The organism is Acholeplasma oculi (assembly GCF_900166985.1).
Lineage (GTDB): Bacteria > Bacillota_I > Bacilli_A > Acholeplasmatales > Acholeplasmataceae > Acholeplasma > Acholeplasma oculi.
Genome location: NZ_FUZK01000001.1, coordinates 130,531 through 151,585, shown reverse-complemented (window position 1 = coordinate 151,585; position 21,055 = coordinate 130,531). Strand labels below are relative to the sequence as shown.

Genomic DNA, 21,055 nt, shown 5'->3' with positions numbered 1-21,055 from the left:
AGAAAAACACCTCATTACTTATTATAATACTTATACCTATATTTTAAAAGTGAAGTTATAAAAATAAAAAAACCAAGATTAAATCTTGGTTTATAATGGGAAAATTTTTCTTCCAAGTTCTTGGTTTACAATTTGTCCAACTGCACTATAGAATGCAAATGAACCTGAAAGTATACCAACAAATCCTGCAATTCGAGTAATCAATATCATTTGAGTAAAATCACCTATTGCAAGTAAGATAAATAATAATGCAAGTGATCCAAATACTAATTTAGAAATTGTATTGTGTGTATATGTTCCAATGAACATAAATACAGTAAATATACCCCAAATAAGTAAGTAGAAACCCATGGATGTTAAATCAGCTGCTAATTCTGGATAATCTGTTTTCATCAACCAAATCATAACAAGTGATAACCAGAAGAATCCGTAAGCTGTAAATGCAGTACCTGCGAATGTATTTCCTTCTCTAAATTCTAAAATACCTGCAATAATTTGTACGAATCCACCTAATGCAATACCCATACCTACAATGACTAAAGATAGTGGAATGAATCCTGCATTGTGTAAGTTTAATAGTATGGTTGTCATACCGAAACCAAGTAACCCTAATGGACCTGGATTTATTTTATTTTTCATATGTATAATCTCCTTTTTTAGACACTTCTTCTATGATATCTAAAATGTGTATTGAAGTAAAGTATTTTGATACATTTTATGACAATTAAATAGGAAATCATCAACTTAAATAAATTGTGTAAATTAACTGTTTTTGATACAATGTATATGTATGAAAGTAGAGGCTATTATGTTAAAAGCAAAACAACTTAAAACAATTTCAAAAACTGAGGAGATTGTAATTAAGCACGATCTGAAAGAACAAATCCGATTGAATAAGTTTTTATCTGATCAAGGCTTAACTTCCAGAAGAAAATCAGATGAAATGATTTCTGTTGGTCGTGTAACAGTCAATGATGAGTTAGCAAAGGTTGGAACTAAGATAAGTTCTTCTGATATCGTCAAAGTTGATGGTAAAGTGATTGCTAACAAACCAGATCCAATATATATTGCTTTAAACAAACCTAAGGGTATCGTAACAACCACAGATAAAGCTATTCGATCCAATATAATTGATTTTATGGATTATCCTGAAATGATCTTTCCTGTTGGTAGACTCGATAAGGACTCAAGTGGTTTAATATTACTAACCAATGATGGTGATATTGTTAATAAAATACTAAGAGTTGAAAATGGACATGATAAAGAATATATTGTTGAAGTTGATAAAGATATTACAGATGAATTCTTAGATGCGATGGAAAAAGGTGTTATTATTTATAATCCAGTAACACACCAAAATCAACGTACTTTACCAACTAAACTTAAAAAAATAGATCATCGAAGTTTTAGTATCATCTTACGTCAAGGTTTAAATCGTCAAATTAGAAGAATGACAGAAAATTTAGGTTTTCATGTTGTTGAACTGAAGCGTATTCGTATTATGCATATATATTTAAATGATCTTCAAGATGGTTACTGGAGATACTTAACAAAGGATGAACTCATCCAATTAAATCAAGCCATAACAAAAAAGACATAAATTTTATGTCTTTTTTTAAAATGGAGCAGCAGATTTAGATTCTATTCTCAAATGATTTCTAAATGAATCAAATGTTAATTCCTTACAGTGAAGATATAGTCTATTCGAAGGTTTTCCATAGATTATATCACCCATAACAGGATGTCCAATGGCTAGCATGTGTGCCCTTATTTGATGTGTTCTTCCTGTTTTAATCATAACCTCTAATCTTGACATTTCCAAGCCGGTTTCCATTAATTTATATTCAGTATAAGCTTCTTTGCCGCGTTTACTATATGACATACGTTGGAGTTCTTTATTAAAATCAAGCGGTATTTCTATGGTATCTTGACGTTTTTTAATTTGACCTTCGACAATACATTCATATACTTTTTTGACTTTATTGAATTCAAATAAACTAGAAACATATGAAAGTGATAGAAAATGTTTAGAAAAAATAACTAAACCCGATGTTTCTTTATCAATTCGGTGTGCTGGTAAAACCTCAATAAAATAGCCTTTTCTTTGGAAATAGCTATTAACTCTATATGAAAGAGAATCTGTATTCACACCATCACTATGTACTAATAAATTTGTTGGTTTATCAACGATTATAAAATCATCATCTTCATAAGCGATTGTTATTGTATCATCACTTAAATAACTCATTTGGTATGTATCGAGCTCAATTTTTAGTAGAGATGGTTTGCTTATTCTATATTCTGAATAGACTAAAATATCATCGATTCTTAACTTCTTTTCAACACTTTTTTCATAAATTACTTTCTTGCCAACACCTAATGAAAGTAAGAATTCTCTTAATGGTTTACCGACGAAAGTTTCATCTATTTCTAGTTGTATATAGGGTTTCATTTATTTGTTTTCCTTAAAATAATGTTGTGTTGCATATTTAAAATTGGTAAGTAAAAACTCTAATGCTTTAATACCAATGGATGTTCGACCGGATAATATATCAAAAGCATGATATCCACCATCAAAAATTTGAAATTCAACATGAACTCCAGCAAGTCTTAATTTCTCAACATAAGAAATTGTTTCATCTCTAAATGCTTCGATACTGCCTACATATGTAAGTGTAGGTGGTAAGTTTTTATAATGTAGAGCTCTTGCAGGTGCTGCATAAATTGGTACATCTTCTGTTTCAAAGAGTTCTCCTAAATAAAGTTTCCATGCTAGATAATTTGAACTAGAATTCCAAACAGGATCATTATTGAATTTAGCAGATTCTGTAACCATACGGTCATCTAACATTGGATATAAAGGCATTTGAAAAGCAATCTCTATGTCGCCTCTATCTCTTGCAAGTAACGATAATGCAGCAGTTAATCCACCACCTGCAGATTCACCGCCTATCATAAGTTGATTTGGGTTAATCATGTAAAGATTGGCATTTGCTTTCATCCATTCGAGTGCTAAATAACAATCATCTATAGCTGCTGGATATGGTTTTTCAATGGATAAGGTATAATCTGGAGCAATAATCACACAGTCTGTCTCGTCAATGAGCATCTTATATAGTTTTTCATTCATTTCAGGTATGCCCAAGCCGTATCCACCACCATGCATCCATAATAAACCTACTTTATTAGGTTTTCTTATTAAGGGTGCATAAATTGCTAAACGAAGTAAACTGCCATCACTTCTCTTGATGTATTTTTCTTCGTAATATATTTTAGAAAAACATTTACCTTTAATGGTCTGACTCATTTGCTTGACAAGTTTTAAAGTTCCAACTTTAAAAGAGGGCATAAAGAATTTGATAAATGATGCAGATAATCTTAATTCAGGATGAATCATATCTTTCGTAATCTTCATGTGACACCTCATCTTTAGGCATATTATACAGCAAAAATCAAAGTTAGATGACAATATAGAATAAAAGATATTTATACACTAGGAAAGATTTAGAGTCTCATTTAAAATATATCCTATGGATTTAGCGATTTTCTTCTTTGAAATCTTTAAAGTTTTATCATGATTCTCCATGAGATAACCATCAAATGTTTCAATCATCTCAAGATCATTTTCCGAGTCACCTGCAACAATGACTTGAACAGGTTTATCGATATAATCAACAAGTTTTTGAATGGCTTTTGCTTTATTCGTTTGACTGGAAACCATCTCTAATAAGTCATAGTTTTGTAAAGGTAAAAGATAAATATTAATATCTCTGTCATGAAAACTTTGAATAGAAGCTTTTAGAATTGAATTCATCTGACTTTTTTTGACGTTATATGTCACTTTAAGTAAGGAGTGTATACCATCAATATTTTTTTGATTATGTAAAAGGGAGATATATCTTTGGTCTAAGATATCAAACTGATTCTTGATATAGTTCATTTCTATTGTCTTAAACACTTGAATATCCATCGTCGTTTGATGGATAACTTTATAATCCTTAGATAAAATTTGAGCACCACTACTTAAAATTAAATAATCAAACTCAATATTATGATTCTCAATTTCATGGATAAAACTTTCATAACTTCTACCTGTTGCAATAACAAATATATGACCTTCTGCCATAACTCTTTTCATCATAAGTATATTTTTTCTTAATTCTTCCTTGGTACGATAAAATGTACCATCATAATCAAAGACATATAAATTCATCAAGCACCTCAAAAAAAATAATAGACATGTTGCCATGCCTATTATATCAAATATACATTAATTTAGTAGATTATAATCATTTATCAAGCGGTATAACTTTTTCAATAAATATATCTACAAGATTAGGATCAAATTGTGATGCTCTATACATTTTAAGTTGTTCTAAAGCATATGCCTTGGTTTGAGCTTTTCTGTAAGGTCTATCGGCAGTCATCGCCTCATACGCATCACATATACATATGATTCTTGAAAAATAAGGTATTTCTTCTCCTTTTAAACCATTTGGATAACCCGAACCATCAAATTTCTCATGGTGAGTCAAAGCATATTTTGCTAAATTAGCAAACCCCTCAGCAGATTTTAAAATATGATAACCTTTTTCAGTATGTGTTTTCATGATGTTATACTCTTCTTCAGTTAACTTACCAGGTTTCATTAATATAGAATCTGGGATGGATATTTTTCCAATATCATGTAATATAGATGCTGCACTGAGTTCGTTCATTTCTTCCTTATTAAGATTTAGAGCTTTTCCCATCAGTGTACATAGTTTTTGTACACGGTCAGAATGTGATTTTTCAATTTCATATTTATCATTTAGAGTTTCAATAATTCCTTTTATTGCATGGTTTCTTAAACTCATTGAATCTAGTGCTTTACTTGACAACATATTAGTTTCAGCAAGTCTCAATATATCTTCAATCTTAGATTCTTTTTCTGTTTTTAATGCAAACCCTATTGCAGCGGATAATTTAATATGTTTATATTCTAAGGATTCAATGACCTCATGCATCTTTTTCATGAGAGATTTTATTTCTTTCTCATTAGATTTTAGTTTTATAAAAGTAAACTCATCTCCACCTGTTTTAAATACTTCACCAAACTGTTCTGTATGCTTCTTTAAAGCATCAGCAACCATCTTAATAATAATGTCCCCATTATCATAACCTAGTGCATCATTGATTAATTTTAGCCCATTTAAATCAAGAATAATTAATCCTATAGATAAGTTATCTTCAATATCGATTTTTGCTAATGTTTCGATGAAATAACTTCGATTTAAAACACCTGTAAGTTTATCATATTTAGAGATATATTCTAATCTCATCTCTTTTAAAACTTGATCAGTGATGAGTTCACTATAAACCATAATACCGCCTACCAATCCATTTTTATCATACCAAGGTTTGGTTTGCCAGTTCGTATAGTTGATTTCTCCGTTTGAACGAATAAAGGTATCTCTAGATTCGGATAAAGTTTCTCCTCTTAAAGTTCTTTGGTGTGCATCTTTAAATTTTTGTGGGATATCCGGAAATGTCTTATAATGATTTTTTCCAATAATATCATCTGTCAAATTGAACTGGGTTTTATACACATTACTTACATATAAATAGTTCATCTCTTTGTCAAATATAGCAACACCGGCTGAATTATTCTCAACAAAGTAATTTAACAAATAGTTGATATGTTCCATATCTCTTTTAGATTCTTTGATATGTGTTTGATTTGATATGATTCCAACAATTTGATTTTCAGAATGCTTTAATCGATCCATTCTCGTTGCATAACAGTGTATCCATACGAGGTTACCTACATTATTTTGAATTCTAAAATCTAGACTAATAAAATCCTTTTTAAAACTAGACAAGTCATTAAATTCTTTTTCAAAATTGTATTGATCTTCCAAATCAACTAACTTTAACCAATCATTGAATTCAAATCGTTCCTGATCATCGTATACAATATTTAATATACTCGAAAAAGTAGGGTTAATCGTTAATTGATTTTTCTCATAGTTCCATTCAAAAAGACCAGACTTGGTTGCATGTAAAATGTTATTAAGTTTATCATTAGAGTAACGTATTTTTTTATTAATATCTTTAATTTTAATCATTTCATAGATTGCATAGGCTGTAATTAAGATAAGTAATATTGATGTAAATATAATGACGTATTCATAGTAAATTGTAAAATCAGGTAATACATGTTCTAAAATATACATATGGTAACCACCTTATTCATTTTAGGATGATTTAATCGTTTTATATTTGTTTTTATTTTGATACATGAGTTTATCAGACATTTTGATATCTTCTCTTATATCTTCAGTATAGGTTTTCTTAACGTAATATCCGTAAGCTATCGATAATGGGAATTCATTTGTTGATACAGTCTCAATATCTTTTTTTATAGATTCACGTATATTATATGCTGTTTCCTCTTCTGTATTGGGAAGAAAAATCAAGAATTCATCTCCTCCTGTACGAATGAGATATTCTTTATTAGGCATATGTCTTCGAATGATTTCAGCTGCTTTTACAATCATCTGGTCACCTTTATGATGCCCTAATGTGTCATTGACATTCTTTAAATCATTTAAATCACAAGAAATGATGCATAATGGATAATTCTCGATTCGATTAATTTCATGTATCTTTTGATCAAAGAAATGACGATTTTTAAAATCTGTTAAATTATCATGATAGATTAGATATTCAATTTTTCGTTCTTTATCTAATAATTCGGATATATCTTTAGCAATTCCTGAGTATCCTATGGTTTGATTGTTTTCGATAATTGGTTGCCCATTTGTCTCAAAATATTTGTAAACCCCATTTTTGTCACGTACTCTATATCCTTTGATTTCTTGATAATTTGAATATTTTTGAATACGTTCGAAAAAGTCATTAACTTTATTCAAATCATCCGGATGAATATAAGGTTCAAAAGATTTATTTAAAACCTCATTGATTGGATGCCCTAAATGTTCTTCCCATGATTTAGATAAAAATGTAAATCGTCCTTCTAAATCAATTCTATAAATAATATCTTTTGTGTTTTCCAAAATTTGGCGTAAATTTAATTCACTTTTTCTTAAATCCTCAGTGATTCGTCTTTTTTCATCTATATCAAAAAATAGACCTATAACAAGAGATGGGTTACCAAAGTAATCGTATGAAACGATTTTACCTCGGTCAGAAACCCATAAATAGTGACCATTTTTATGTCTGAGTCTAATTTCAAAATTGAAAGCTTCTTTTTTAGTATTTTGAATATCAGAGAGTTCTAATAAAGCTTTGGATAAATCATCTGGATGTACACATGATTTCCACTTATCAAATGTCATGGGGTCAAGTTCTTCTAATGTATAGCCTAAAAATTCAGCCCATCGCTGATTTATTTTAACTTCATTTGTTGAAATATTCCAATACCATGTAGCCGCTCCAACAGCTTCAATGAGTAAGGATGCTAGTGTATCATCTATCATTTTTTGATTCATAACATCTCTCCCATGTTGAATCTTTTGACGTATTTATTTTACCATATAAAGAAAGTGAGGTATGTCCTAACACATAGAGCCTCACTTTGAATTACTTGTATTGCTGATAAAGTTGTCTTGCTACCCAAAGAATTAATTCATAAGGAATTTCATTTTTATAATTAAACTTAAGGTTACCTTTATCACCTAAATATGGTTTTAATTTTTCAATATCTTGAAAATTATGAAGTGGAGGATAAATTCCTAAATGATTCTTAAATGAGCCATAATAAAAGAAATTCTTATGATGTTTAAATCCTGGAACCCCATATGAAAATACCTCAGTGATACCAGGAATGTCACTTGATATCATTTTTCTAGTTTTTTCCATAACCTCTTTATGATATTCAGGTAATGAATTTAAATACTCATTAATTTTAAAAGTTATTTCTTTCATTGATCAACCTCTAGTAATAAATATCAATATACTTATTAACTAGATTCCTTTTTGATGTGTTATAATGACTACTATAAAACAAAGTAAGTTGAGATATTTAATCTATAATAGGAGTTTATGTATAATGAAGAAAACTATAATGATACAATTATTTTTACTAATATGTATAATTCTATCATATGATATCGAAAATAATATATACTTTATATACGATAATGAGTATAATCCAATAAGTGGTGATAGTAGCAATAGTATCGAAAAAATAGATCAGATAGGTACCCAATTAACATTCGAAATAGCATATAATTTTGACCCCGTAAAAACTATCCAAGAATTAGAAAAAAAACATGGTAAAATTAGTGATATTACTGTTGATGAACATTTAAATAGGTTTAATAAAATATATTATGATTTTATACAGAGTAAGAAATTCGAATTATTGAGAAAATCAAATCTAAACTTTACAGAGAATTCGATGCGTTCGGAATTACCTCAATTGGTAATAATTAGCGATAAAATTATACAAAATTCTAATCAGTTAGATTATGAACATAAATTGCTAGCAAAACATCCTTTAGTAGACCGATTAATTGTATCGCCACTTTATTCTAGACCCCCAATTCAAATAGAGGATCCAGGAGGGGGTGGAGTTCCTAGTGATCCATACGATATTTATTATATTAAACAAACTGTTAATGATAGCTTACTATATTCCGGAACTGGTATAAAGATTGGAGTTTTAGAGGCTGCTTGGGGCAACGAATATTCGATAGTTGATCCTTCTATCCAAAACTTTAATTTTGGTGATGTTATTCAAGATCCTAATTTAACGGTTTCTAATTATAATTTTCATGCTACAACAGTAGCTGGAATCTCATCAGGCCATAATGGAATTGCAAAAAATTCACTTGTCTACTCAACATCATTTAAACAATCTGGATTAAACCCTTATAATATTACTCAAGCATTAAACTGGCTTAATAAAAATTCTAGTTTTATTAATGATAATATAAACGTCGATATCATAAATATGAGTTTTTCAAGTCCAACTGAGATCGACATACTAAGAAATATTGGATATCTTAATAGAAAAATAATGATAGCAGGTTCAGGAAATAAACACTTAGTGCCGATTGAATACCCTGCTGCTTATGCCAATGTATTTACTGTAGGAGCCACTACACCATCAGGTGATGAATTATGGAATAACAATAACGATGATGGAATAGGTTCAGCATATATTAATAATTCAAATTTGATCAATAAACCTAATATTGTTGCTCCTGGTATGATTAATCTTAGAAACTTTCCAAGTGGTATAGATTTTGTTCAAGGAACTAGTTTTTCTACACCTATTGTTACTGGTGCAATAGCTAAATTAATTGAAAGTAGACCAGTTTTAAAAATGTTTCCGGAGTTAGTCTATGCACTATTGATGACAACTTCAAATCAAAATATCATTTCAAACATTGATCAGCAATACACTATGAATGTTGGTAATAAAACCGGTTCTGGTATGTTAGACATCTCAAAATTAATTAATAATAGGTTAAATACTCACACATTTAATTCGGATAATTTCACGAACGGAAAATATATATTCAATTTATATATTGATAATCCAACAAATCAAAGTCTTCACTTTAACATAGCAGCTTTTTGGCTTGAAAAATACGAAAATAATAACTACAAATTATCGAATTATGACTTAAGAGTGAATATTGATGAGAATGTCATAATCTCTAATTCAACTACAAATAATTTTGAATATGTTAAGACTGTTACAAATCATAATGGTGAAATAACTGTTATAATTGATTCAACTTATTTTTCAGGAGTTAACACAGATTTGATTGGTTTAGCTTGGAGTTTTTATTAGAAGATGAACCAGTATAATTCCAATTGTTTCGAAGATTTGATAATACATTTACACTTATGATTCTACCGGATGAATTAATGTCCTTTTACTAGATTTATTATCTTAAAGATATTTATATAAATAATTACCATATATTTGAAGTATATCACATATTAGTGACTGGTTGATTTGTTTGATACTTAAAAATACTATAAAAATTAGAAAGGATCTTATACTCTAACTATAATTAATGTTTTAGTATAAAAGGCACTATAATGAAAAAAATAACACTCTTTATATTAGTCATTTTAACAACAATACTTTCAGGTTGTGGTCCTCAACAAGATGTATTTTCATATGAAGTGAAATACTTTAATGTGTATACAAATATATATGACGATGTGATACACCATGAGTTTATTAACCTACAAGGTTTGACAATTATTGATACATATGATGCTTATTTAGAAAGCACATATGAAACCAATTTTATTGAACATACACTAACATATGATGAAGCCTTCTTCGAAACGCATACGCTTGTTCTTGTTACTATATATGATGAAAAGGCAGATAAGTTTGATGTTGTTGTAACAAGAAATCATCATGACTATGATGTCATCATTCAACAAACAAATGGCATTAATAGATTTAGTCCAGCAGTATATGATAATATTTGGACAATTGGAATAGAAATAGAATCCAAAGATATCAATGATGTTCAATATAAAATAATTATTGATAACTCTTATTACCAATTTTATTCATACTGGCTTAAAGGTTCTCATAATGAATTAACTGGAGCACATGTTTTTGAAGACTATACTCAATGGGAAGCATATATTAATCAGATATTGTTCATAAATGAATTAAATGTTCAAGAACTTGAGTATTTAAAACGCCATAATCTCATAAGCTTAAGAGATATTGTTGATAGTAATACATTTACAGATAAGATTGTTGTTGTATACTTTGCAGATAGTTATGAATCACCAGAAAGTTATTATTTACCGTTAGATGTCTATCAATTACAGCCAATAGATTCTAGTAATCATAAACTCTATTTTAATATGTTTATGCAATGGGGATCTCCTGGTATGGGATTAGATACTTTAGGTCACTCCATTTCAATTTTTATATTAGATAAGCAAGATAGACCATTTGAACCCGTATTTATCCTAAATAATCAATACTTTGTTAGGTAGCTTCATAAATAATTCTAAATAGCAAATATTAAAAGAGCAATTTATTATATTTTATCATAAGTAGGATTCTTACTATTCGTGTCTACTAAACTATACTAAAAACACAATGATTTAGAATCTACCTAATCAATTCAATTGTAAGTTCTTGAATTCCAATTAAATCTTGAATTTCTTTTAATGTTCTATCAATATCAAACGATTGAATTTGAAATAGAATTTGATCATGATTTGTTAATACACGATCACCACCATGTACAGCAATATTTGTAGTATTTTGTTGATTTTCTTGAATTAATTCTTTAATCAGTGTATTTGCTGGCCATAAAATGTCTCTAACTGTTTTACCAATGACAAAGGCATTTTCTTGGATTGTAGCTTTTACGTTATATAAATTCCAAACTCTATTTTGATCTTGAATTTTCATAAATCTCTTTAAAGCTATTTCATTAAGTGGTTTCATATGAAACGCTTCACCAATCAATATACCAGCTAAAATAGCGACCATCATAAATATAATCGTTTCTGGATGTAGAGAAGCTTCGATGATAAATGCTATGGTTGTTATAGGTGCTTGCATAGATGTACCAAAAAATACACACATACCGATTAATATAATAGCAGCTGTATATTCACTATTAAAACCCATTAAAATGGCAATTTCATTAAATAATCCGGCATATAATGCACCAATAACCAATACAGGAATAAATAAACCTCCTGTTGTACCACTTGATGAAGATACAACAATTGTGATTATTTTTAAAACAAATAATAACGCAATCATACCTAGACTAAACTGTTTATCAAATAATGGTTCAATAATACTGTGGTGACCATTACCAATGGTTTCTATTACAAATAAACCAATAAAACCTACAAGCAAGAAATTAAGAATAAGTTTTACAGAAAGCGGAACTTTTTTAAACTTATATGTACTCAAATCTCCAAAGAATTCAATGAGAAAATTAAACCCTACAGCTAATAAACCGGCACCTATACCTAACAAAGGTGCTAACCAAATAAATTCAAAAGGAATATTTTTAAATTCATTAGTCAATGAAAAAAATGCAGTATGATTGCCTAATATATAATCAAGTATTCTCATAGTCACAGATGCAAAAACAGCTCCACTCATTGCAACCGATAAAAGCATAAATGAAAATTTCTTATGCATTTCTTCTAATGTAAAGATTGTACCTGCAAAAATCGATCCTGTTGCGATTGAAAACCCTGCAGATGCACCAGCTGTAAGTAAATATTTTTTATGTGCTGGATGTGCTTTTCCAAGATCATTAACTCCACCTGAAATTGCAGTTCCCATAATTACGGAAGGACCTTCAATACCAAATGGTAATCCAGCAAAGAATACTAATTGAGCTGAAATGAATGTTGAAATCAAAGTTCTTAACCAATTAAATAAAAGAATACCTCTAACAAAACCTGCTGCTCTTGAGATTGCTCCTCCACCTGCATGAGGTTCCCATTTGATTAATAAAGATACTAAATATGCTAAAATAATTAACCCGATAATAAAAATTGGTAAACTCCATAGATTTAACTGAACAGATGTGTATATTGTATAAGTAAGTTCTAATAATAAACTACTTAAGTAGCGAAATAAATATAGAAATAAACCTGTAATAATACCTGTAAGACCTGAATATAATAATACGATTACCAACATATGGTTGAGTGATGTTTTTTCTTTTCTCATGATTTACTGCCTCTTTCCAAAAAAATATTATACTCTCATTTTCATAAAAGTATAGTATTTTTTTACAGAAAATTTTCATGATTAGTTACAGTAATTAATAGATTAATATTTATCAACTTTTTCTATCAAAAATGAGAAACAATAGTCCAAAAAGATTTTATAGCTAACATGAACTAAAACTTGTTTTAAACTTTTACTTTATATTATAAACAGTATATTTACATCAACTTTTAAAATTTATCCTTTCTTTTTTGTAGTTTTAAGATTTTCTTCATGTATTGCCTTATGACTATACCTACATTTTATAGCTGAGATAAATGCATTATTTCGGCTTTTAATATATAGTTAAATTGTATATAAAACAAAATTAGAAGTATTTAACCTTTATTTATTATTAAAAAAGATGTTAGTAGTTTTTATTGTCTTCTAACATCTTATTATTGCAAATTGAATCAACACTATCTTGAAAATATCATGACATATTTGTAACTAAATGTGTGAACTTTTATGAACTATTAAGAGATTTATTAATTTAATGATAAATGGAAAGTAACTTACTACAATTGGAAACTGCTAAATTCCAGTACGTTATTCACTATATGAGAATTCAAGCTTATCTTTAAGACCTACATTTTATAATCAGATTAATTCAAGATTGGAACAATCCAATCCTCATGTTGAAATGATAATCCTCTTTCCGCACTATATCTTAACATAGTTTCATGGATATCTACTGAAATAGTTCCATTTTTAGGATTTAGATTATATAGATATAGAGAAAGGGAATTTGAATAGTTTTTTAATCCCACTTTTGAACAATATACAAGACTAGATGATTTGCTTAAAAAGTACTATGTATTACTGTAAACTCCAAGTTAACTGTTCCGCGATATCCACTATAAAGCAACTACACCCGTCCAATACAGACATCTGAATGTCTTAATATCTTCAATTGTATATTAAATGAAATCCATTATTAATTTTCATTTCATTTTAGCATAGATTTCTGTTTGGAAAATTATTACATCAACTTTACTGCTTCCCTTTCGCAGTTCTCTGCTTTTTTTAATAATTTTAAGATTGCTTGTCTATTATCAATAGAGGAGATATCGGTAGATTTTTTAATCTCAAAAGCCTTCTGCCAACAGTCATATACCATTTTGTAAAGCTCTGCAAGCTCAGTCAGACCATATTTTTCAAAAAATCTCCAAGCATACCACTTCAACGCAGAGTAGGTACCTAGATAATACTCAATGTTCCATGAACTATCTGGATTGAAAACATTCTCAAAATGCTTAGCTAATGCTGCATATGCCGCAAGTCCTTTTTCATTATCACACCATTCTTCACCGTTTAAGTGATTTTTTGCAAGTTTTAAACTATCTGAAACTATAGTTTCTTTAGGCTTATTAGTTTTACCTGTGATAGTCAACACATTAAGAATTGGTATCTCACGCTTACCAAGTTGTGTATAATCCATTTCTCCTGCTGCACCTGTAATTGAAAGAGTATAAAGCTTTTGCATTTCGTCGTCATAGCCTGTAATAAGTCCCCATTCAGGTACTCCGATGTCCCAGCTAATTGCTGCAATGCCGTTATTAATTGAATGTTTAATCATTTCAAGGGCTGTTACTCGGCGTTCTTCCTCGATATCATCGTGCCCCCACATTCGCTCAATATACTCACAAGAAAAACCTCCATTTTCTACCCAAGGCTTTTGCTGATTAAAAGCCCATATACTCATAGCACTTGGGCAAAGGTCTGCAGCAACCCACATGCGGAATGCAAACCCGCTTGATGCAACAATATCCTCTGATAGTTCGCTGAAAGGGCTGTTTTTCACTGCAGCAGACAGCGATTTAGCAAATGAAAAGAGATAACCTGTAGTGTCAGTAACCCCTTCCCATTTAATGTTCAATTTTTTCATTTTAACACTCCTCATTACAATAAATTTGTTTTATAAAAATATTGTGTAATTGAATTTTTTTAAATCAACCTTTAATAAAATTACTTCAGTTCAATAGGTATATAGATTTTCTCGGAAAATACACGGCTTTCTTCAATATAACTTTCAAGTTCATAATTACCTGTTCGTTTGTAGCAGCTTTGCGGTAACCAGACTGTATTAATATACTCCCATGTACTATTGATGGTATTGATAAAATTAGCATGATTGGTTTTTGGTGTTTGAAACACGGCATAAAGGCCCCCGATTATCTTTATTTCCTGAGTTCCCGAAATATCTCCTATTGCATTCTCGGTTTGTATCCCGATGAAGTAATCAAGCCTTTTTTCTGTATGATTCCAAATATTCACGCCGAAATCTTCGCAAGTCTTTTGACCAGATAAACGATAGGAAAGTTTTTTGGAATTGTATTTGTTCCAAAAATTTGGTGGATAGTTCTCATCACTTTTGTAAACAGTTAGAGAAAAGCTTTGGATAGTGATGATTTCTGGCTTGACACAAAATTGTTTTATCTCAAAAGATAAGGGTTCATACAGTTTTAGACTGTTTTGCGCAAATTTATATTCTGTAGGCAAAATATGATGCTCAGTTTTAAAGGCGCGAGTAAAATTCTCTTTTGAATTAAAACCATATAAAAAGGCAATTTCTGAAATAGGTTCAGCATCACTACTGATCCGCTTAGCTATTTCGCTCAAACGTCTTTTTCTAATATAGTCAGCCGGTGTCAGTCCTGTCACTTCTTTGAATACACGTAAGAAATGATACTCCGAATAACCACAAGTCTTTGCACAAGTAGTTAAATCAATTTCATTTGTTAAGTTTTGCTCAATGTAATCAATAGTTTTGGTTATATGCTCTTTGTAATCCATAAATCCCACCTATATATAATATACACTAATTTTATTTTTGAGGATTGATAAAAATTGCTATTAGATTGTTTCACTTCTCAAGCATTTGGGAAGACTTTTGCTCAAATCTTGAAACATAATATATTTCTTAACAATTGGAACAATATATGATATATTAATATTTCATTGATATATTGTGGTTTTTTAGTACTTATTATCATTTTCTATTTGTTTTGCGGTTATTTAAATTATAACATTTTATATTTATTTCTAAAAGCTTAATCGTGACTATAATCAGAATGAGTAAAAACCACACACCTAATATTAGCTGTATGGTATCTAATTTACTTTATTTAACTTCTAATATCTTTTATCTAAATCTTGAATACTCATCAATTGCTGTGTATTGATAATACTTATAATTTGAGAGTCTCTCACTTCTAGGCTTCATCTAAAGCCAGTATTCCACGCTAATTGTAGTATATGAAATATGTCAATTTTTGTCTACTACATGCCAGCGGCACAATAATCTTAGCAAAGCCATGCTTTTTAACGTATTTTGCCATAGTACTTGAAGCATAGTTGACAACTACTTGAACAACACTTGTTTATATATTGCCTTATAGTTGGCATTACTGTTCACAAGGATTATCAGTAACCTGGAGTAAATCAATATTTAATAACGAATGTGAAATTACAATCTAATATATTCTATACTCTTGATTTCTTTATCAAATTACGCAGTTTCATTAAAAATGTGTTTTTGAAATGCTCACCAGTTCTTTGATCAGCCTCTCCGAAAAATCTGTTAGAAAGATGATTTTTATTATATAGGTGTCGATGTTTGAATTTAAATATATCTTTATCAAGAGTGAAGCTTGAACCCATTCGATTTACATATAAATGAAATCCGATTCGGTGCAGTTTCTCATATATGTAAAAACTTGCTACTTCAATATCAACTTTTTCAATTGCTTTTGAAAGTGAATATGTACCAGCATACAAGACAATTTTATCATCTTTTTCCATAACAAAAAGTTTATGTAGTATTCCATAAAAGTCGATCTTAATCGCTCGATTTTGACTGACTATATATAATAATTCAAATAGATTATCACCAATTAACTGATTGTACCAATTATCTGCATCACCCATACCATCCCAATAAACATTACTTATTGAATACCATATTTCTTCTAGTGACTTCCCATCGAATGCTTGATAATCAATCAGATTAGATACTGAACCCATCCTCACAATAATATTATCTATATCAGCTATAATGTAATCCTTTTTATCTGAATACCCAAAAAAGTATTTACGATCGTTGTATTCAAACTCAAATTCAAAAATACCTAGAGTCGTGGCAATTACTTTAAATGTTTCAAACTCCATGAAATCCCCTCCAAAGAGAAAAGTGTAATATTGTTTACATTATAGCACCAAACTTGATTACTTTATAATCGGTTAATCTCATTGTCAATAATTTTTTACGAAATAGATGTTCTCACACTCAAGAAATTATATGCTTAAAGCATAGTTTGATGTTTCCACATTGATTTCGAGACGTTTCCACATTGGGCAAAAATTAAAAAAGAAGCATTTAACCTTTTATGTAAGAGGTTAGGTGCTCCTTCTTTAATGTATGAAAGTATTTTTAATGTTATTTTAATTCGAGTAATATGACATTTTCTACATGTGATGTATATGTAAACATATCAAATGGTTGAATATTTAAAAGTTTATACATAAAACCGATTTGCTTAATATCTCTGATTTGAGTATCCGGATTACAAGAAATATATACAATTTTCTTTGGTTTAATCTTTTTAACAATCTCTATAAACTTCAAACTCGCTCCATCTCTTGTTGGATCCATGATCAATATATCAATCGGGTCATTTAATTTTTCTAAAGTATCTTCTACATCACCTTGTATAAAATGAACGTTGGATATGTTATTAAGTTTTTTATTAGTTATTGCATTTGCTACAGATGATGAATTGATTTCTAAACCATAAACAGTTTTAGCATATTTGGATGCGAGTATAGATAATGTACCGATACCTGAGTAACAGTCAACAACTAAATCAGTTGGTTTAATCTCAGCAATTTTTAAAGCATAATCATATATGTTAAACATTTGCATCGGATTAACTTGATAAAATGAACGGCTAGAAATTTGAAATTTAAATCCGTCAATCGCATCAGTTATAAACCCTTTACCATATAATATTTTTTCCTCTTCTAGTAAAACTAAATGAGTTTCTTTACAATGAATATTTTGAACAACTGTTTTTACTTCTGGATGGGCTAAAATTAGCTCGTTAATGAACTTTCTATGGTTTGGAAATACATTATTTTGTGTAGCAAAAACAACCATTAATTCTCCTGAATCAAATGATTTTCTAATCATTACATGCTTGATGATACCTTCTTGATATCTTTTTTGATATGCTTTAAATTTATATTTTATTAATAAAGATTCAATAGTTTTAAAGACCTCATCAATTTTAGCATCATGTAAATAATGACCATTTCTAGGCTTAATATCTTTGCTTCCCTCGATAAATAATCCTAATCGAATTTGAAAACTATTACCAACTTTGATATTGGTTGCAGATAAAACCGCTTTATGTCTATATCCTCTAGGTTTTGGATTCATCACCATAGGTGATACTTTTTGATCAAATAATTTTTCAATATGTTTTTCTTTTTCTTTTACTTGATCTTTCACAGAAATAGATTCAAAACGTATGGTCTCTACAGAATCAAATGTGTAATCTTCCTGATCGTTTTTGTACATATACTAACCTCTTAATATCTATCATTCTATAGGATTTTATTGGATCCATAGTTTGATTTAATAACTGCTTTCTTTTAATCTCGTTAAGAACAATTTGAGCAATAATTTTTGCACCAAATTCATTTAAATGTGTGTTATCTGAAACACCATCCATATAATTTTTATGTATTCCAGGTTTTAAATGAAGGAATAGTTCTTTTGATAACTCAAAACCTAAATACTCATAGAGTTTGACAGTTTTCTTGAACATATCTATAAATGGTATGTTTAGTCTATTAGATAATATTTTAATTGATTTTGGATAATCACCCAATGTTTTTTTATTAATTCGTTTGTGATTTTTAAAATCTCTTCTTGAAATGCTTGATAATAATAAAACTTTTGCTCCTTTTTTTGAAGCTTCTTGATAAAAATAAGTTATATTTTCTTGATATGTTTTATACGGATGGGTATAACGATTTTTATCATGTATCTTTTGGTCATTATGACCAAATTGAATAAAAAGGTAATCATCTTGACTCAATTGATTTAAAACAGTATCAAATAAACCTTTATTTATAAATGATTGTGTAGATTCACCATTTTTAGCATAATTAAACACTTGAAATTCTTGATTGGAGAGTGACTCAATATGTTCACCCCATCCAGATTCAGGACGCTTGTGTTCTTCCTTCTTAGCGGATGTGGAGTCACCAATTATGAAGACTCTAATCATTTCTCTAAACTCCCTGCAAGCTTTATGAAAATGATTTTATCATTATCATATGTCAAATATTTAAAGACTTGATCTTTTGTATACCATCCAGCAACTTTGATTTCTGAATCCTGTTTTCTAACAACAGAATTGGAAGCCTCACCTAAGAAATAGTATACATCTTTATAAATGCCATTTTGCATCAAATATGTATTCACTTCTACTTTGCTAGAACGTTCTTCAAACATGATTCCCGTTTCTTCATATACTTCACGATGCGCAGCATCTATAATGGATTCATTTTTTTCGACATGGCCTTTAGGAAATGAAAAATGATCTCCATTTTTTTGTTGTACGAGTAAGTACAAATATTGATCGTTGACTTTTTTATAAACAATTGCTCCTGCAGATACTTCTTTAACCATTTTCTTTAATCCTTTTTCTTTACTTGATTTAATATTTCTTTGATTGAGCGTTCACGATATCCAAATAAATCAATTACATATGTATCATCTTGTAAATTTAGAGTTAATTTTTTACTTAAATCGACATACTCATATGAAATAATTGAATCCAATAATATCTCTACACGATGTGTTAATGAGAATAACTGACTGACTATATTTTTACCTTTATGATTATAAACGATCATTTCTTTTTGTGTCATAACAATTCGATCTGCTTGTATCAGTTTGGTTTGTAGCGTTAAAACAAATAATAATACTACTATGACTATCGTAGTTATATTCAGCAAAACATCTTGTTTAAACGCATAGAAAATAAATGCGAATGTTAGGCATATCAAAAATATAGATAGAAAGATTACATGAATCTTTAATATTTTTCTAAAATTTAAATAGGATTTCATGAATAAATACCTCATTACTATTATAAACGAAATTCTTAATTTCTTTAATAAACTAGTTGTTCTTACATAATTTTATTTATTAATCGAATGAGTTTTTACTAAATAAAAGAGTCAATGTCTTGACTCTTAAATCAAACTTTCTAACCACGATTTTAGGTGTTCTAGAACCTGCATATTCACTTGATGTCCATAATGATGTTTATAGACAGTCAATTGAGCATTTGCATGTTCTAATGCTTCTATAAGTTGTTCCATATCACCAGGTTTTAAATAGGGATCTTTTGGGTCTATAGAAACATAAATATGATGATCACTTAAATCTTTAAACTGCACATTAGGTTGAACAAATACAGGACTTAATAAGATTATGATTTTAGGTGTTTCTGACTTGAGTTGAATCAAGGATTCCAGAATATTCGCTCCATTTGAGAAACCTAAAGCAATCACATCATTGATACTGAATGCATATTTTTGTTCAGAATCTTTAATGAATTGATAAAGATTATCCGTTTCTAATAATAGATTTGGAATATCGAATAACCCCATACCATATCGCTTAAAGAAACGATTCATTCCTTGTTCATTGACATTGCCTCTGGGACTTAAGATGTTAAATTTAGGATTTAAATACTCAGCCAACGGAACTAAATCAAATTCATCTCCACCTGTACCATGCAATGTTAAAAATGTATGTTTATTCTGCTTGTCTTTAAATATATGTATCATTCATTATCACTCAAATCAACTGCATAAAAACCTAATTTTTTAAGTAATTTATTGATTGTTTCTTTCTCATCTTTTGTAAGTACTGCAAATACTTGTTCCATTACATCATAATGCTTTGGAAATACCTCTTTAGATTTACTTAATCCAAGTGGTGTTAACTCTACATAAATCGCACGTTTATCGATCGCATCCTGTTTTCTAACAATTAATTGTTTTTCTTCCAATTTATCTAAAACATAAGTCATTGATGAATTTGGAATTAATACTTTTTGACAAATACCTTGTACTGGCATTTTACCTTTATGATAAATAACTTCAAGCGCGGAAAACTCATTTAAGGTTAAACCATAATTCATAATATCCTTCTTTACGATTTGCTCGATAGCTTGAACACATCTAAATAAAATAGTCATTGTCTTTAAATCATACGTTTTTTCCATA

20 protein-coding genes are annotated in these 21,055 nt (G+C 29.2%); 3 read left to right on the top strand and 17 right to left on the bottom strand.

Annotation, left to right across the window (positions count from 1 at the left end; translation table 11 throughout):
* Window positions 1-90 precede the first annotated feature (90 nt).
* Window positions 91-639, bottom strand: a complete 549-nt coding sequence (locus B5X49_RS00735; protein ID WP_045749299.1) for an acetate uptake transporter — start codon at window positions 637-639, stop codon at window positions 91-93.
* Window positions 640-790: 151 nt separating this feature from the next.
* Here B5X49_RS00735 and B5X49_RS00730 point away from each other — a divergent pair, with 151 nt between their 5' ends.
* Window positions 791-1,600: a pseudouridine synthase gene (locus tag B5X49_RS00730; protein WP_246777875.1), complete on the top strand. Its 810-nt coding sequence runs from the start codon at window positions 791-793 to the stop codon at window positions 1,598-1,600.
* 15 nt (window positions 1,601-1,615) lie between these two features.
* Here the strand turns inward: B5X49_RS00730 and B5X49_RS00725 are convergent, their stop codons facing one another.
* The 6 genes from B5X49_RS00725 to B5X49_RS00700 all read right to left on the bottom strand — a co-directional run bounded on the left by B5X49_RS00725 (window position 1,616) and on the right by B5X49_RS00700 (window position 7,929).
* Window positions 1,616-2,452, bottom strand: a complete 837-nt coding sequence (locus B5X49_RS00725) for an RluA family pseudouridine synthase (protein ID WP_045749298.1) — start codon at window positions 2,450-2,452, stop codon at window positions 1,616-1,618.
* Window positions 2,453-3,415 carry an alpha/beta hydrolase gene (locus tag B5X49_RS00720; protein WP_045749297.1) on the bottom strand — a complete coding sequence of 321 codons (963 nt, stop codon included), beginning with the start codon at window positions 3,413-3,415 and terminating at the stop codon, window positions 2,453-2,455.
* A 78-nt stretch (window positions 3,416-3,493) separates the two neighbouring features.
* Window positions 3,494-4,213, bottom strand: a complete 720-nt coding sequence (locus B5X49_RS00715; protein ID WP_045749296.1) for an HAD family hydrolase — start codon at window positions 4,211-4,213, stop codon at window positions 3,494-3,496.
* A gap of 76 nt (window positions 4,214-4,289) precedes the next feature.
* Window positions 4,290-6,215, bottom strand: coding sequence for an HD domain-containing phosphohydrolase (locus tag B5X49_RS00710; RefSeq protein WP_052669997.1), 1,926 nt, complete (start codon window positions 6,213-6,215; stop codon window positions 4,290-4,292).
* A gap of 21 nt (window positions 6,216-6,236) precedes the next feature.
* On the bottom strand, window positions 6,237-7,493 hold the full coding sequence (locus B5X49_RS00705) for a sensor domain-containing diguanylate cyclase (protein ID WP_045749295.1): 1,257 nt from the start codon (window positions 7,491-7,493) through the stop codon (window positions 6,237-6,239).
* Window positions 7,494-7,584: 91 nt separating this feature from the next.
* A complete protein-coding gene (locus B5X49_RS00700) occupies window positions 7,585-7,929 on the bottom strand; it encodes an iron chaperone (protein WP_045749294.1) in 345 nt (114 codons plus the stop codon).
* A 475-nt stretch (window positions 7,930-8,404) separates the two neighbouring features.
* Here B5X49_RS00700 and B5X49_RS00695 point away from each other — a divergent pair, with 475 nt between their 5' ends.
* Window positions 8,405-9,808, top strand: a complete 1,404-nt coding sequence (locus tag B5X49_RS00695) for a S8 family peptidase (protein ID WP_159444469.1) — start codon at window positions 8,405-8,407, stop codon at window positions 9,806-9,808.
* 254 nt (window positions 9,809-10,062) lie between these two features.
* Complete coding sequence (locus B5X49_RS00690) at window positions 10,063-10,992, top strand: hypothetical protein (RefSeq protein ID WP_045749292.1); 930 nt, start codon at window positions 10,063-10,065, stop codon at window positions 10,990-10,992.
* A gap of 118 nt (window positions 10,993-11,110) precedes the next feature.
* On the opposite strand, the gene B5X49_RS00685 is transcribed toward B5X49_RS00690, so the two are convergent.
* The 10 genes from B5X49_RS00685 to B5X49_RS00640 form a co-directional block, all read right to left on the bottom strand.
* Window positions 11,111-12,706 (bottom strand): chloride channel protein, encoded by a 1,596-nt coding sequence (locus tag B5X49_RS00685; RefSeq protein ID WP_045749291.1) that lies wholly within the window; start codon window positions 12,704-12,706, stop codon window positions 11,111-11,113.
* Between the two features lie 1,021 nt (window positions 12,707-13,727).
* On the bottom strand, window positions 13,728-14,633 hold the full coding sequence (locus B5X49_RS00680; protein WP_115734963.1) for a hypothetical protein: 906 nt from the start codon (window positions 14,631-14,633) through the stop codon (window positions 13,728-13,730).
* Between the two features lie 80 nt (window positions 14,634-14,713).
* On the bottom strand, window positions 14,714-15,541 hold the full coding sequence (locus B5X49_RS00675) for a helix-turn-helix domain-containing protein (protein WP_045749289.1): 828 nt from the start codon (window positions 15,539-15,541) through the stop codon (window positions 14,714-14,716).
* A gap of 690 nt (window positions 15,542-16,231) precedes the next feature.
* Entirely contained in the window at window positions 16,232-16,915 is a 684-nt protein-coding gene (locus B5X49_RS00670) for a hypothetical protein (RefSeq protein ID WP_045749288.1), read from the bottom strand.
* 268 nt (window positions 16,916-17,183) lie between these two features.
* Window positions 17,184-18,326, bottom strand: a complete 1,143-nt coding sequence (gene rlmD / locus B5X49_RS00665; protein WP_052669995.1) for a 23S rRNA (uracil(1939)-C(5))-methyltransferase RlmD — start codon at window positions 18,324-18,326, stop codon at window positions 17,184-17,186.
* Window positions 18,292-19,041 (bottom strand): rhamnogalacturonan acetylesterase, encoded by a 750-nt coding sequence (locus B5X49_RS00660; protein WP_052669993.1) that lies wholly within the window; start codon window positions 19,039-19,041, stop codon window positions 18,292-18,294. The genes rlmD and B5X49_RS00660 overlap by 35 nt, the downstream gene beginning before the upstream one ends.
* On the bottom strand, window positions 19,038-19,445 hold the full coding sequence (locus B5X49_RS00655; RefSeq protein WP_045749287.1) for a bis(5'-nucleosyl)-tetraphosphatase: 408 nt from the start codon (window positions 19,443-19,445) through the stop codon (window positions 19,038-19,040). Before B5X49_RS00655 ends, B5X49_RS00660 begins: the two co-directional genes overlap by 4 nt.
* A 5-nt stretch (window positions 19,446-19,450) precedes the next feature.
* Window positions 19,451-19,888, bottom strand: a complete 438-nt coding sequence (locus tag B5X49_RS00650; protein ID WP_045749286.1) for a hypothetical protein — start codon at window positions 19,886-19,888, stop codon at window positions 19,451-19,453.
* Window positions 19,889-20,014: 126 nt separating this feature from the next.
* Window positions 20,015-20,614, bottom strand: a complete 600-nt coding sequence (locus tag B5X49_RS00645; RefSeq protein ID WP_045749285.1) for an alpha/beta hydrolase — start codon at window positions 20,612-20,614, stop codon at window positions 20,015-20,017.
* On the bottom strand, window positions 20,611-21,054 hold the full coding sequence (locus B5X49_RS00640; RefSeq protein WP_045749284.1) for a MarR family winged helix-turn-helix transcriptional regulator: 444 nt from the start codon (window positions 21,052-21,054) through the stop codon (window positions 20,611-20,613). Before B5X49_RS00640 ends, B5X49_RS00645 begins: the two co-directional genes overlap by 4 nt.
* Window position 21,055 lies beyond the last annotated feature (1 nt).

Coding starts and splice junctions, on each gene's coding strand:
- B5X49_RS00720 (WP_045749297.1), bottom strand. CDS start 3,415: ATGAAGATTACGAAAGATATGATTCATCCTGAATTAAGATTATCTGCA.
- B5X49_RS00675 (WP_045749289.1), bottom strand. CDS start 15,541: ATGGATTACAAAGAGCATATAACCAAAACTATTGATTACATTGAGCAA.
- B5X49_RS00660 (WP_052669993.1), bottom strand. CDS start 19,041: ATGATTAGAGTCTTCATAATTGGTGACTCCACATCCGCTAAGAAGGAA.
- B5X49_RS00650 (WP_045749286.1), bottom strand. CDS start 19,888: ATGAAATCCTATTTAAATTTTAGAAAAATATTAAAGATTCATGTAATC.
- B5X49_RS00670 (WP_045749288.1), bottom strand. CDS start 16,915: ATGGAGTTTGAAACATTTAAAGTAATTGCCACGACTCTAGGTATTTTT.
- rlmD (WP_052669995.1), bottom strand. CDS start 18,326: ATGTACAAAAACGATCAGGAAGATTACACATTTGATTCTGTAGAGACC.
- B5X49_RS00700 (WP_045749294.1), bottom strand. CDS start 7,929: ATGAAAGAAATAACTTTTAAAATTAATGAGTATTTAAATTCATTACCT.
- B5X49_RS00645 (WP_045749285.1), bottom strand. CDS start 20,614: ATGATACATATATTTAAAGACAAGCAGAATAAACATACATTTTTAACA.
- B5X49_RS00705 (WP_045749295.1), bottom strand. CDS start 7,493: ATGAATCAAAAAATGATAGATGATACACTAGCATCCTTACTCATTGAA.
- B5X49_RS00680 (WP_115734963.1), bottom strand. CDS start 14,633: ATGAAAAAATTGAACATTAAATGGGAAGGGGTTACTGACACTACAGGT.
- B5X49_RS00710 (WP_052669997.1), bottom strand. CDS start 6,215: ATGTATATTTTAGAACATGTATTACCTGATTTTACAATTTACTATGAA.
- B5X49_RS00655 (WP_045749287.1), bottom strand. CDS start 19,445: ATGGTTAAAGAAGTATCTGCAGGAGCAATTGTTTATAAAAAAGTCAAC.
- B5X49_RS00735 (WP_045749299.1), bottom strand. CDS start 639: ATGAAAAATAAAATAAATCCAGGTCCATTAGGGTTACTTGGTTTCGGT.
- B5X49_RS00725 (WP_045749298.1), bottom strand. CDS start 2,452: ATGAAACCCTATATACAACTAGAAATAGATGAAACTTTCGTCGGTAAA.
- B5X49_RS00695 (WP_159444469.1), top strand. CDS start 8,405: ATGCGTTCGGAATTACCTCAATTGGTAATAATTAGCGATAAAATTATA.
- B5X49_RS00715 (WP_045749296.1), bottom strand. CDS start 4,213: ATGAATTTATATGTCTTTGATTATGATGGTACATTTTATCGTACCAAG.
- B5X49_RS00685 (WP_045749291.1), bottom strand. CDS start 12,706: ATGAGAAAAGAAAAAACATCACTCAACCATATGTTGGTAATCGTATTA.
- B5X49_RS00730 (WP_246777875.1), top strand. CDS start 791: ATGAAAGTAGAGGCTATTATGTTAAAAGCAAAACAACTTAAAACAATT.
- B5X49_RS00690 (WP_045749292.1), top strand. CDS start 10,063: ATGAAAAAAATAACACTCTTTATATTAGTCATTTTAACAACAATACTT.
- B5X49_RS00640 (WP_045749284.1), bottom strand. CDS start 21,054: ATGGAAAAAACGTATGATTTAAAGACAATGACTATTTTATTTAGATGT.